Genomic DNA, 13610 nt, shown 5'->3' on the forward strand with positions numbered 1-13610 from the left:
ACGGGAGTCGGGTCAGCCCACCCCCTCGGCCCCGCCAGTGAGCGACAGGACGGGCCAGTCCGCGAGGTCGGCGAGCAACTGACGGTCGTGGGTGGCGACGACGACGGCCGCCGGCGTCTCCCGCAGGCCGACGGTCAGCTCGTCGACCAGCGGCGCCGACAGGTGGTTGGTGGGCTCGTCGAGGATCAACAGATCCGGTCGCTCGGCGAGTCGCAGCGCGAGGTTCAACCGGCGTTGCTGCCCCTGCGACATCCGCCCCACCGGGGTACGCAGGGCCTCCCGGTCGAGCAGGTTGGTCGCGGTCAACGGCAGCCGGTCGCGTTCGCCGAGCCGCCCGGCGGACTGGAGTACGCCGACGTGTCGGTCGTACAGCTCGTGCGCGAGCACGCCCGGCGGCCAGTCCGGCACCTCCTGCCCGAGCAGCGCGACCCGGGCCCGCGGCAGCTGACGGACGTCGCCGGTGGACGGCTCCAAGTCGCCCGCCAGCACCGCGAGCAGGGTCGACTTACCCGCCCCGTTGGGGCCGGTCACCAACAGCCGGTCCCCGCCGTCGAGGGTGAGCGTGACCGGTCGCCGCAGTCGCCCGGTCACCGTGACGGCGGTGCAGCGCAGGATCGGTGACCGCACCCCGGTGCCGAGGTCGGGCCAGCGCAGTCGAAGCGGCGGCGCCGGCACGGTGAGCTGATGGGCGTCGAGTTCCTCCTGCCGACGCCGCAGCGCCTGGACGACACCGGGGGCACGGGACTGGCGTTGGTGCTTGCCGTGTCCCTTCTCCGGGCGCCAACCCGTGCTCAGCCGTTGCTGTGCCTCGCTCACCGCGTCGGCCAGCCGCTGGTGCTCGACCTGCTGGGCCGCGTAGTCCCGCTCCCAGCGTTCGCGCTCCCGGCGCCGCCCCTCCTGCCAGCCGGCGTACCCTCCGGCGAACAGTCGCGGTCGCCCGTCCTCACTGGGGTCGAGGTCCAGGAACTCCACGGCCACGTCGCGCAGCAGCGCCCGGTCGTGCGTCACGACCACCACGCCGCCCGGATGCTCCCGCAGTCGCCCGGTGAGGAACGCCAGGCTGGCCGCGTCGAGGTGGTTGGTCGGCTCGTCCAGCATCAACAGGTCGTAGCGCGCGCCCAACAGGCAGGCCAGGCGGACCCGGTAACGCTGGCCGACCGACAGGGTGGCCAGTGGACGCCGCCGGTCGGTGCAGGCGCCGAGCCCGGCCAGCGCCACGTCGACGCGCCGCGAGGCGTCCCAGGCGTCCAGCCGGGTGGCCGCGTCGAGCGCGGCGGCGTACGCGTCGTCGGCGCCGGCCCGGCCCTCGGCCAGCGCCGTCGCCGCGTCGTCGAGCGCCCGCAGCGCGCGGCGGGACTCCCGGGTCGCGGCCTCGACGAGGGTGCCGACCGTCTCGCCGTCGCGGGCCGCGAGCGCCTGCCCGACCATGCCGATCGTGCCGGCCCGCTCCACCGTGCCCTGATCGGGTGCGGTCACCCCGGCCAGCACGTGCAGCAACGTCGTCTTGCCGCGACCGTTCTCGCCGACGACGGCCAGCCGGGAGCGGGCCGAGACGGTCACGCTGACCTCGGACAGCACGACCCGCCCGCCCAGCACCACCCGAACCCCGTCGGCCCGTACGTGCGCCCGCTGCCCCGCCGGCAGTTGGCCGCCACCGGACTGCGCTGGATTCAACTCAAGATTGTTCACTGTCTGCTCTTCGGCTCGTCGTGGAGCCGGGCAGCACGAACACGCCGCCCGGCGGGAACACCAGGACGGCGGAACAGAGCTTGCTCAGAGAAAGCCGGTCAACCCTGCCGCCGTCAGCGGCGGAACCAGGGCTTCATCGAGAAGGCGCACGAATGCATACGCCGACGATACCGCGGTCGGCGCCGCGCCCGCTCGCCAGCGTGGGCGGTGGGGTGGGCTCAGAGCTTGTCGATCGGGGCGTGCCGCAGCACCAGCCAGAGGGTTTGGTCGCCGAAGTCGATCTGCGCCCGGGCGCCCGGGCCATGGCCCTCCACCGCCACCACCCGGCCGAGGCCGTACCGCTGGTGGTTCACCCGGTCCCCGGCGGACACCTTCGGGCCCTGCGGCAGTTCGCTCGCGGTGGCCAGGCGGCTGCCGTCCACCCCGAGCTTGCGCGCCAGCTGCACTGCCCGAGGGGTACCACCGGCGAAGTTGCCGCGCCCGCCGGGCGTCCGGTCCGCGCGGCCACCGACGCCGCCGCCACCGCCACCCCAGGAGGTGTACGACCCCTCGGTCCGCTCCCAGCGGACCAACTCGGGCGGCAGTTCCTCGACGAACCGCGACGGCGGGTTGTAGGACGGCTGTCCCCAGGCCGACCGGGTAACCGCGCGGGAGAGGTAGAGCCGTTGGCGGGCCCGGGTGATGCCGACGTACGCCAGTCGACGCTCCTCCTCCAGCTCCCGGGTGTCGCCCAGCGAGCGCAGGTGCGGGAAGACGCCGTCCTCCAGGCCGGTCAGGAAGACCACCGGGAACTCCAGACCCTTGGCGGTGTGCAGGGTCATCAGGGTGACCACGCCCTGGTGCTCCGGATCGTCGGCCGGCACCTGGTCGGCGTCGGCGACCAGCGCGACCTGCTCCAGGAAGCCGGCCAGGGTGGCCCGCTCCCCCTCCGCGCCGGTCGCCTCGATCCGTTCGGTGTACTCGCGGGCGACGCTGACCAGCTCCTGGAGGTTGTCCACCCGGCCGGCGTCCTGCGGGTCGAGGCTCTCCTCCAACTCGGTCAGGTAACCGGAGCGGGTCAACACCGCCTCCAGCACCTCCTCCGGGGTGCCGTCGACGGCCGACTCGCGGGCCGAGTCGAGCAGGGCGACGAAGTCGGCGATGCCGTTGGCGGCCCGGGTGGAGATGCCCGGCGCGTCCTTGGCCCGACGCAGCGCCGCGCCGAAGGAGATCCGGTCACGGCTGGCGAGCGCCTCCACACACGCCTCCGCCCGGTCGCCGATGCCCCGGCGGGGGGTGTTGAGGACCCGCCGAAGACTCACCGTGTCGTCGTCGTTGACCACCGCCCGCAGGTAGGCCAGCGCGTCCCTGACCTCCTTGCGCTCGTAGAAGCGCACCCCGCCGACGACCTTGTACGGCAGGCCGACCCGGATGAAGACCTCCTCGAAGACCCGGGACTGCGCGTTGGTGCGGTAGAAGACCGCCACGTCACCCGGGCGGGTGTCACCGGCGTCGACCAGCCGGTCGATCTCCCGGGCCACCCAGTCGGCCTCGGAGTGCTCGGTGTCGGCGACGTACGCGACGATCGGTTCCCCGGCCCCCGCGTCGCTCCACAGGCGCTTCGGCTTGCGGGACGTGTTGCGGTCGATCACCGCGTTGGCGGCGTTCAGGATGGTCTGCGTGGAGCGGTAGTTCTGCTCCAGCAGGATGGTCCGGGCGTCGGCGAAGTCGCGCTCGAACTCCAGGATGTTGCGGATCGTCGCGCCCCGGAAGGCGTAGATCGACTGGTCGGCGTCGCCGACCACGCACAGCTCCGCCGGGTCGAGCCCCTCGGTGCCGGAGACCAACTCCTTGATCAGGACGTACTGCGCGTGGTTCGTGTCCTGGTACTCGTCGACCAGGACGTGCCGGAACCGACGCCGGTAGGTCTCGGCGACGTGCGGGTGCGACTGGAGCAGGTGCACGGTCGTCATGATCAGATCGTCGAAGTCGAGTGCGTGCGCCTCGCGCAGCCGACGCTGGTAGAGCGTGTACGCCTCGGCCAGCGCCCGCTCGTTGGGCCCCGACGCCCGGGCGGCGAACGCCTCGGGGTCGACCAGCTCGTTCTTCAGGTTGGACACCTGGGCGGCCAGGCCACGCGCCGGATAGCGCTTCGGATCCAGGTCCAGCTCGCGGGTGACCAGCTGCATCAGCCGACGCGAGTCGTCGGCGTCGTAGATCGAGAAGGTCGACTTCAGGCCGGCGTGCTCGTGCTCGGCCCGCAGGATCCGGACGCAGGCGGAGTGGAAGGTGGAGACCCACATCAGCCGGGCGCGCGGGCCGACCAGGGCGCTCACCCGCTCCTTCATCTCACCGGCGGCCTTGTTGGTGAAGGTGATCGCGATGATCTCGCCGGGGTGCACGTCCCGCGCGGCGAGCAGGTACGCGATCCGGTGGGTCAGCACCCGGGTCTTGCCGGAACCGGCACCGGCGACGATCAGCAGCGGCGACCCGGCGTGGGTGACCGCGTCACGTTGTGGGCCGTTGAGGCCCGCCACCAGCTGCGACGGGTCGAGCCGGCCGGGCACGGGCCGGTGCGGCGGCGACGGCCGGTCGGGCTCGGGCGCCGACGGGGACACGGGGATGTCGAAGAGAGGATGCATCGCAGGGCGAGTCTATGCCGCCGGCCCGACACCCCCGCGCCACGCCCACGCGGTGCGGACGGCCCCTGGTCAACGCCGCCGGCAGCGGAAGGGCCCCCCGGTTGACAGATTCCTCCCCGCGTCGACGGATTCCTTGCGCGACCGCCGTGTGCAGCGGCATACTCGACGGCGTGTCCGACCAGCGCTTCTACTTTTACTACGGCACCGGGAGTCCGGCAGCCGTAGGTCGCGCCTGATCGACTAGACCTGCGAACAGCCCCGGGCTCTCGGAGCCCGGGGCTTTCGTCGTCCCGGGATCCGGGCACCGGGCACCAGACCACGGAAGGTACCCGAAGATGACAGACGTGATGGAGCAGAGCGGCGTCCCCGGCGGTTCCGGCGTGACCACCAACGGCACCGGGCCGCAGACCGGTAACAGCACCGAGCCGGGTACCGGCGACGGCACCAAGCCGGAGACCGGCGACGGCACCAAGCCGGAGACCGGCGACGGCACCAAGCCGGAGACCGGCGACGGCACCAAGCCGGAGACCGGCGACGGCGCCGAACCGGGTACCGGTACCGCGGAGCCGACGGCTGCCGCCCGGATCGCCGAGATCCGGGTCAGGATCGACGAGATCGACCAGACGCTGATCGAGCTGTGGCAGGAGCGGGCCGCGTTGTCCCGTGAGGTCGGTGCGACCCGGATGGCCTCCGGCGGTACCCGGCTGGTGCTCTCCCGCGAGCAGGAGATCCTGGAGCGGTTCCGGGTCGCCCTCGGTGCCGACGGCACCCAACTCGCCCTGCTGCTGCTGCGGGCCGGTCGTGGGCCGCTCTGACCGGCGGGCACACCGCGCCACCGGGTCTCGACGTCGTCGGGGCCGGTGCTCCGGCCGGTCGCCGGCCCGGTACGGGGAACCGGGGCGCCGGCCGCTGGTGACGGCCGACGCCCCGGTTCACTGAGGAGGCACTTACCTTCACCGCCGCGCCCGGTACGGATGGACGGGCCGGCGGCGTCTGTGCGACTACTCCGTCGCGTGCACCACGTCGCGTACCTCGGCGAAGTGGCAGGCGCTCGGGTGGCCGGACTTGTCCCGGATCTGCAGCAGCGGCTCCTGCTCGGCGCAGATGTCCTGCGCCTTCCAGCAGCGGGTCCGGAACCGGCAGCCCGAGGGCGGGTTGGCCGGCGACGGCACGTCGCCGACCAGCACGATCTGGTCCCGCTGCCCGCGCAGCTTCGGGTCCGGTACCGGCACCGCCGACAGCAGCGCCTGGGTGTACGGGTGGGTCGGGCTCTCGTAGATCTCGTCCTCGGTACCGATCTCGACGATCTTGCCGAGGTACATGACCGCGACCCGGTCGGCGATGTGCCGGACCACCGACAGGTCGTGGGCGATGAAGACGTACGACAGGCCCAGCTCGTTCTGCAGCTTCTCGAGCAGGTTGATGACCTGCGCCTGGATCGAGACGTCCAGCGCCGACACCGGCTCGTCGCAGAGGATGATCTCCGGGTTGAGCGCCAACGCCCGGGCGATCCCGATGCGCTGCCGCTGCCCGCCGGAGAACTGGTGCGGGTACCGGTTGATGTGGTCCGGGTTCAGACCCACCAGCTCCAGCAGCTCCTGCACCTTGCGCCGCCGGCTGCCCTTCGGCACCACGTCCGGGTGCACCTCGAACGGCTCGCCGATGATGTCGCCGACGGTCATCCGCGGGTTGAGCGAGGTGTACGGATCCTGCATCACCAGCTGGATGTTTCGCCGGCCCCGACGCCGCTCCTCGGCACCGACCTTGGACATGTTCTTGCCCTGCACGAACAGGTCACCGGAGGTCGGCGTCTCCAGCCCGACCAGCATCCGGGCCAGCGTCGACTTGCCGCAGCCGGACTCGCCGACGATGCCCAGCGTCTCGCCCCGCCGCAGCTCCAGGTTCACCCCGTCGACCGCGCGGACCGCACCGATCTGCTTCTTGAAGACGATGCCCTGGGTGAGCGGGAAGTGCTTGACCAGGTCACGGGTTTCCAGCACCACGTCACTCATCGCCCTTGACCTCCTTCCAGAAGTGGCAGGCGGCCGTCCGGCTCGGCGACACCTGGAACAGCGCCGGCGCCGGATCCTGCTTGCAGACGTCCTGCGCGTACCGGCACCGGGGGTTGAAGGCACAGCCCGGTGGGATGTTCGTCAACGCCGGCGGCAGGCCCTTGATGGCGCTGAGTTCCTGGCCCTTGAGGTCCAGGCGCGGGATCGACTCCAGCAGACCCTTGGTGTACGGGTGCGCCGGGCTGGCGTAGATCTCGTGCACCCCGGCTTCCTCGATGACCCGGCCGGCGTACATGACCGAGATCCGGTCCGCCACGTCGGCCACCACCCCCATGTCGTGGGTGATGAGTACCAGCGCCATGTTGCGTTCCCGCTGCAACTCCGCCAGCAGCGCCATGATCTGCGCCTGCACGGTCACGTCCAACGCGGTGGTCGGCTCGTCGGCGATCAGCACCTCGGGGTCGAGGGCCAGCGCCATCGCGATCATGACGCGCTGCCGCATACCGCCGGAGAACTGGTGCGGGTAGTCGTTCACCCGCTGCTTGGCGGCCGGGATCTTGACCAGGTCGAGCAGCTCGACGGAGCGTGCCTTGGCGTCCTGGCGGGACATGCCGCGGTGCTTGCGGAACAGCTCACCGAGCTGGAACCCGACGGTGAAGACCGGGTTCAGCGCGGAGAGCGCGTCCTGGAAGATCATCGCGATCCGGTTCGCCCGCACCTTGCGCCGCTCGGACTCGGGCAGCTTGAGCAGGTCGACACCGCGGTAGAGGATCTCCCCGCCGGTGACGAACCCGGGCGGGCTGTCCAGGATGCCCATGATCGCCTGTGCGGTCACGCTCTTGCCGCAGCCGGACTCGCCGAGGATCGCCCGGGTCTCACCGGCCCGCACGTCGAAGCTCACCCCGTTGACCGCGTGCGCGATGCCGTTACGGGTACGGAACTCCACCTGCAGGTTCTTGACCTGCAACGGCAGCGCCTTCGGGTCGAGACCCGGCAGCGCGTCCAACTTGACGTTCACATCAGTGCTCATGCCGGCACTCCGCTTCGCTGCGTGCCCTCATGAGGCACGACCGCCCTGTGCTGATGATTCACTCGCTGAGACTCGCTCATCGGACTCACCGGAACTTCGGGTCGAGGGCGTCACGCAGCGCGTCACCCATGAGGATGAAGGACAGCACCGTGCCGACCAGCAGACCGCAGGGGAAGAGCAGCAGCCACGGATCCTCCAGGAAGTACACCTGGTGGACCGAGATCATGATGCCCCAGGACTGGGCCGGTGGCTGGAGTCCGACGCCGAGGAAGGTCAGCGTGGCCTCCGCGGCGACGAACGAACCGAGCACGATGGTGGCGTAGACCATCATCGGGGCGACCGCGTTCGGCAGGATGTGCCGGAACATCAGCCGCGAGTTGCGCGCCCCGACCGCCTTCGCGGCGTGCACGTAGTCCAGGTCCTTCGAGGAGATGACGCTGCCTCGGGTGATCCGGGCGACGGTCGGCCAGGCGAGCAGGAACAGCACCAGGGTGAGGGTCCAGATGTTCTGCCGCTTGATCACGGTGAGGAACACGATCGCGCCGAGCAGGAACGGCAGCGACAGGACGATGTCCATCGCCCGCGAGATGATCGCGTCGACCCAGCCGCCGTAGTAGCCGGCGAGCATGCCCATCACGCCGCCGAACACCACGATGCCGCCGGTCGCCATGATCGCGATCACCATCGAGGGCCACGCGCCGTAGATCGCGTGCGAGTAGTAGTCGCAGCCCAGGATGTCGAAGCCGAACGGGTGCTCCCAGCTCGGGGAGATCCGGGACCGGTCGGTGTTGCAGGCCCGCGGGTCCTGGCTGGTCCACAGCTTCGGGAAGGCCGCCATCGAGCCCACCACGAGGATGTACAGGAAGGCGATCACGAAGACCGGGTCGCGCATCAGCTGCCGCCGGGCGTCCGCCCAGAGGCTGGCACTGCGCTCCTGGCCGCCGCTGCCCGGCGCATCCGTCGTGGGGCCGTCCCCGCCCACCGGCGCGCCGCCGACGGCGGTGCCGGCACTGCTCAGGTCACTCATGTCCACACCTCGTTTCGCTCCGCCCGGCCACTGGGAGCGGTCGGAAGACCTGCGTTCGCATCGTCGTCGAGCCCCGGTCACTCATAGCGGATCCGTGGGTCGAGCACGGCGTACAGCAGGTCGACGAGCAGATTGGCGATCAGCACGACCAGCACCAGCATGGTCACCACGCCGATCACCACCGACGACTCGCCGGTACGAGCGGACATCGTCACCAGCCGGCCGATGCCGGGCACGTTGAAGATGGTCTCGGTGACCACCGCGCCGGCCATCGCGGCGCCGATGTCGACGCCCAGGAAGGTGATCACGGGGATCAGCGAGTTGCGCAGCGTGTGCACGCCGATGACGCGCTTGGTGGCCAGGCCCTTGGCCTTGGCCGTCCGGACGTAGTCGGCCCGGATGTTCTCCATGATGCTGGTCCGGGTGAGTCGGGCGGTGACCGCCAGCGACGTCGCACCGAGCACCATGCCCGGGATGATCAGGCTGGCCCAGGGGTAGTCGGCCTTGAAGCCGGGGCTGAACATGCCCGCGGAGATCACGTCGGGGATCCAGTCCTGTCCCCGCAGTACGTTGCCGAACTTGACCCCGACGAACTCGCGCACCACGAGTCCGAGCACGAAGATCGGCACCGAGATCACGAAGACCGTGCTGATCTTCACCAGGTAGTCGGTGAAGCTGCCGTTGCGCAGGCCGGCGAGCACGCCGGCGGCGATACCCACGATCGCCTCGAAGAGGATCGCGATGACCAGCAGCTTGAGCGTGAACGGGATGGCGTCCGCCACCAGGTCGGTGACCTCCCGCTGACGCAGGTTGATGCCGAAGTCGAAGCGGAAGAAGATGTTGGCGAGCCGGTCGAAGAACAGCCCCAGTTCGTAGCCGCTGCCGAACAGGCCGCTGCCGGTCTCGGCCGGCCGGAAGAGGCAGGGGTCACCCCGCGTACCGAGGCAGGGGTCGTCGTAACCCAGCCGCTCGGTGACCGCCTGGAGCAGCGCGGGCGGCGGCGTCCGATCCCCGAACAGCGCCCGGACCGGGTTCCCGCTGAACTGGATCGCCAGCGAGGTCAGATAGTGAAGCAGGAACATGGTGCCCAGCACGGTGGGGATGAACTGGAGCAACCGTCGAATGACGTAGCGCCCCATCTCGGGGTCTCCTCTCGGCGCTGACGTGGCGGCAACGATCACCCTGGTGGGGAGACCGTTGCCGCCACGTCGTGTTACGGCTGGATCAGAAGGCTGTTGCTCAGTTCTGCTTCAGCGAGATCGCCGCGTAGTCCGCGCCGTTGACACCGTTCCAGACGAACTGGTCCACGTTCTCGCTGTAGACCGCCGCCACCTTGCTGAACCACATCGGGATGACCGGCAGTTCCTCACCCAGGATGTCCTCCGCCTTCTGGTAGGACGGGATCGCGGCCTGGATCGAGTCGGCCGAGTCACCCTCCTTCAGCAGGGCGTCGAACTCGGCGTTGGTGAACTTGGAGTTGTTGCTGCCCGCGTCGGTGCCGTACAGCGGGTACAGGTAGGTCTCCAGGAACGGGTAGTCCGGGCCCCAGCCGAGACGGAACGGGCCGGTGAACTTCTTCTGGTCCGCGGTCTCGAGGTACTCCGGGAACTGCAGGTTGACCCGCAGCTCGTAGTCGATACCCAGGGCTTCCTTGATCTGGTCACCGACGGCCTGCAGCCACTGGTCGTGGCCGGCACCGGCGTTGGCCCACAGGGTCAGCTTCTTGCCGGCCGGCCAGCCGCCGGCCTCGGCGAGCAGCTGCTTGGCCTTCTCGACGTCCTTCTTGGCGTACGGGGTGACGTCGTTGCGCGCACCCTCGAAGGTCGGCGCGACGAAGCCGCTGGCCGGGGTGAACCGGCCGTCGAAGACGGCGTCGATGATGGACTGCCGGTCGATCGACAGCGAGAGCGCCTGCCGGACCCGCTTGTCCTTGAACTCGTCCTGGTACAGCGGCATGCCGACGTAGGTGAAGCTGTTACCCGGCTGCTCGTGGATCCGGTCGGCGTAGGTGGCCTTGGCCTCCTTGTACCGGGCCGGCGGCAGGGTGTACATCACGTCGAGCTCGCCGGCCTGGAAGGCGGCGTAGCCGGCGTCGACGTCGGCGAAGATGCGGAACTCGATGCGGTCCGGCTTGCCGGCGTCGCCGTTCCAGCTGTCGCTGCGGACGACGTTGATCTGGACGTTGTGCTGCCAGGTGCCGTCGATCTTGTACGGGCCGTTACCGATCGGCTTCTCGTTGCAGGCGGCGATGTCGTCGACGCACGCCTGGGCCATCGGGAAGAAGCCCGGGTAGCCGATCGTGGTCGGGAAGCCGGAGAACGCGGCGTCCAGCTCGACGGTGAAGGTCAGGTCGTCGACCTTCTTCAGGCCGGAGAGCTCCTTGGCCTTCGGCTCCGGAGCCTTCTGCGGGCCGTCGCCGTCCGGGTCCACGGACTGGACGTCCTTGATGCCGGCGATCCGCTTCATGAAGTAGCCGTTGTTCTGGGCGTTCGGCGAGTACGCCGCGTAGTTCCAGGAACGGATGAAGGCGTCGGCGTTGACCGGCTCACCGTTGTCGAAGGTGTAGCCGCTCTTGATCTTGATCGTCCAGAGCTTCTGGTCGTCAGACTCGATCGACTCGGCGAGGTCGTTCTCGACCGCCGAGGTCTCCGCGTTGTACTTGACCAGACCACGGTAGAGCTGGCGGACGACGTACAGCGACGGCTCGTCGTCGGCACCGGACGGCGTCAGGAACGCCGGCTCCGACGCGTACACGCGCAGCGTGCCGCCGGCCTGGCCGCCGGTGTCGTCGTTGTTGTCACTGCCGCCACCGCAAGCGGTGGCCAACATGGCGGTGGCGGTCGCCGCGACCGCCACCTTCAGGAATTTCCCGCGCATGGGAGTGCCTCCTCAGGGCGCTCGGCTCACGAGGGGGTTGTGAGGTGCCTGCCACTGTGACACCCGATGCGCCCGAGCCGGAAGGCGTGTTATCAAGCCGATACCCGCCCGGGACGGGGCCGACATCCACCCGGAGGCGATTTCCCGTCACCCCAGACGCATGGTATGAGCTGCCCGTCAACGGGTTTTAAGCGCCCGAACGGCCGATTGGCAGCGGGGCCGCGACAGCCCTAGAAGTGGCGGGAATCAGTACCGTGAGCCCCACCACTCGCCTCGCCATGTTAACCGAAAGGACGAGGGAGATTCCACACGGGCGGCCGAACCGAGCGCCCGGGTGATCGATCCGGCGATCCGGATGATCGGCTAGACGAGCCGCCGGTCCGCCGCCCACCGGGACAACTCGTACCGGTTGGACATCTGGAGCTTGCGCAACACGTTGGAGACGTGCGTCTCGACCGTCTTGATCGAGATGTAGAGCTCCCGGGCGATCTCCTTGTACGCGTACCCCCGGGCAAGCAACCGCAGCACCTCGCGCTCTCGGTTGGTCAACTGGTCCAGCTCGGGGTCGGCGACCGGGGCGTCCGGCCGGGCCGCGAAGGCGTCCAGCACGAACCCGGCCAGCCGCGGGCTGAACACCGCGTCGCCGTCGGCCACCCGGCGGATCGCCGCGGCCAGCTCGTCCGGTGAGATGGTCTTCGTGACGTAGCCCCGGGCGCCGGCCCGGATCAGCCCGATCACGTCCTCGGCGGCGTCGGAGACGCTGAGCGCCAGGAACCGCACCTGCGGGTGACTGCGGCGCATCGCCTCCAGCACCGCCCGGCCGCCGCCGTCCGGCATGTGCACGTCGAGCAGCACCACGTCGGGCTCGGTGGCCGCGATCCGACCGACCGCCTCGGCTACCGTGCTGGCCTCGCCCACCACGTCGACGTGCACCCCCAGCTCGGCGCGGACGCCCGCGCGGAACATCGCGTGGTCGTCGACCAGGAACACCCGCAGCCGCTCGGGCCCGGTCCCCGCCGGCTCGCTCGGTCGGGTCGACTGCTCGGCCATCATCTGTCCCTCTCCGCCGTGGCCGAGTCCCAGGTGATCGGCAGGATCAACCGGACCTCGGTCCCCTCACCCGGCCGGGAGCGGATCTCCGCCCGACCGCCGTGCCGCTTCATCCGCCCGATGATCGAGCCCCGGACGCCGTGCCGGTGATCCTCCACGGTATCCGGGTCGAAGCCCGCCCCCCGGTCCCGTACGAACGCACTGACCTGTTCGGGCTCCACCTCGGCGTAGAGCGAGACGGTCTGCACCCCGGCGTGCCGGGCGGCGTTCACCAGCGCCTCGCGGGCCGCGGCGACCAGCGCGCTGACCCGCTCGTCGGTCTCCCGGTCGCCGACCACCACGGTCTCGACCGTGATCGCGAAGGTATCCTCGACCTCGGCCGCCGCCTGTTCCAACGCGGCCGCGAAGCGTTCCGTCGGTGAGGCGGTGGGCTTGTAGAGCCAGTTGCGCAACGAGCGCTCCTGCCCACGGGCGAGTCGCTGCACCGTCTTGACGTCGCTGGCGTTGCGCTGGATCAACGCGAGGGTGTGCAGCACCTGGTCGTGCACCATGGCGGCCAGTTCGGCGCGCTCCTGCTCACGGATGCGCCCCTCGCGTTCGGAGCGGAGCTGGTTCCAGGTCCGCCAGAGCACCGGCGCGGCCACCACCCCCACCCCGGCCAGCCCGACCAGAGCGAAGATCACTCCGTTGATCACGGCGTCCAGGTTCTGGGCCGGTGAGTACACCGCGGCGACCCCGATGATGCCGACCGCGACCAGCACCCCGCCACCGACGAAACGGAGCACGAAGGCGCGACGGTCGCTCTCCTCCACCACGGCGGTGAGCCACGGCACCGGCAGCGAGTCGCCCCACTGGCGCCGCCGCTCCGGGCCGGACTGGTGCCAGATCACCCCGGCACCGACCGCGATGATCGCGACCAGCCAACCGGCCGTGCCGGTCGCGCCCACCGAGTCGAAGACCAGCACCTGGATCAGCAGTACGCCGAGCCCGATCGCCACGAACGGCAGCAGCTGCGCGACGTCCCGGCGGGGCGGCACGGCGGTGTCACCGGGACGCAGCGGTACGACGGCCCAGAAGGCCGCGTACAGCAGCAGGCCGAGACCGCTCAGCCCGAGCAGCACCATGAAGGCGACCCGAACCCGCAGTACCGGGACGCCGAGGTGCTCGGCGATGCCGGCGGCCACCCCCGCGGCCATCCGGTGTTCCGGGGCGCGGTAGAGGCGGGGTGGCTGGCTCACGGTGCTGATCACAGGCTCCCTGGTCAGGACGGGACGGGGCCGGCGGTGGTCTCGTTCCGGCACCGA

The 13610-nt window shown here is 70.3% G+C and carries 9 protein-coding genes and 1 pseudogene; 1 reads left to right on the forward strand and 9 read right to left on the reverse strand.

Translation table 11 applies throughout. The features are described from left to right. Positions 1–12: 12 nt before the first annotated feature. Both D2L64_RS11540 and pcrA read right to left on the reverse strand, forming a co-directional pair. Complete coding sequence (locus tag D2L64_RS11540) at positions 13–1674, reverse strand: ATP-binding cassette domain-containing protein (RefSeq protein WP_233558915.1); 1662 nt, start codon at positions 1672–1674, stop codon at positions 13–15. 233 nt (positions 1675–1907) lie between these two features. Continuing rightward, the gene (gene pcrA / locus D2L64_RS11545) at positions 1908–4310 is read right to left on the reverse strand and encodes a DNA helicase PcrA (protein WP_119575258.1); all 2403 of its coding nucleotides are present in this window, start codon (positions 4308–4310) and stop codon (positions 1908–1910) included. 551 nt (positions 4311–4861) lie between these two features. On the opposite strand from pcrA, the pseudogene D2L64_RS11555 reads away from it, so the two are divergent. Then, positions 4862–5125: pseudogene (locus D2L64_RS11555) on the forward strand (chorismate mutase); the annotation flags it as partial. A gap of 186 nt (positions 5126–5311) precedes the next feature. On the opposite strand, the gene D2L64_RS11560 reads toward D2L64_RS11555, so the two are convergent. From D2L64_RS11560 to D2L64_RS11590, 7 genes are all read right to left on the reverse strand, one after another. Continuing rightward, positions 5312–6322 (reverse strand): ABC transporter ATP-binding protein, encoded by a 1011-nt coding sequence (locus tag D2L64_RS11560; protein ID WP_119575260.1) that lies wholly within the window; start codon positions 6320–6322, stop codon positions 5312–5314. Beyond that, complete coding sequence (locus D2L64_RS11565) at positions 6315–7352, reverse strand: ABC transporter ATP-binding protein (protein WP_119575262.1); 1038 nt, start codon at positions 7350–7352, stop codon at positions 6315–6317. Before D2L64_RS11565 ends, D2L64_RS11560 begins: the two co-directional genes overlap by 8 nt. An 85-nt stretch (positions 7353–7437) precedes the next feature. After that, positions 7438–8379, reverse strand: coding sequence for an ABC transporter permease (locus D2L64_RS11570; protein ID WP_119575264.1), 942 nt, complete (start codon positions 8377–8379; stop codon positions 7438–7440). 77 nt (positions 8380–8456) lie between these two features. Further along, positions 8457–9518: an ABC transporter permease gene (locus D2L64_RS11575; RefSeq protein WP_119575266.1), complete on the reverse strand. Its 1062-nt coding sequence runs from the start codon at positions 9516–9518 to the stop codon at positions 8457–8459. 100 nt (positions 9519–9618) lie between these two features. Beyond that, positions 9619–11256, reverse strand: coding sequence for a peptide ABC transporter substrate-binding protein (locus D2L64_RS11580; protein ID WP_119575268.1), 1638 nt, complete (start codon positions 11254–11256; stop codon positions 9619–9621). A gap of 363 nt (positions 11257–11619) precedes the next feature. Beyond that, on the reverse strand, positions 11620–12306 hold the full coding sequence (locus D2L64_RS11585) for a response regulator (protein ID WP_119575493.1): 687 nt from the start codon (positions 12304–12306) through the stop codon (positions 11620–11622). Continuing rightward, complete coding sequence (locus D2L64_RS11590) at positions 12306–13571, reverse strand: ATP-binding protein (RefSeq protein WP_119575495.1); 1266 nt, start codon at positions 13569–13571, stop codon at positions 12306–12308. The genes D2L64_RS11585 and D2L64_RS11590 overlap by 1 nt, the downstream gene beginning before the upstream one ends. Positions 13572–13610 lie beyond the last annotated feature (39 nt).

This window comes from Micromonospora radicis (assembly GCF_003583405.1).
Lineage (GTDB): Bacteria > Actinomycetota > Actinomycetes > Mycobacteriales > Micromonosporaceae > Micromonospora > Micromonospora radicis.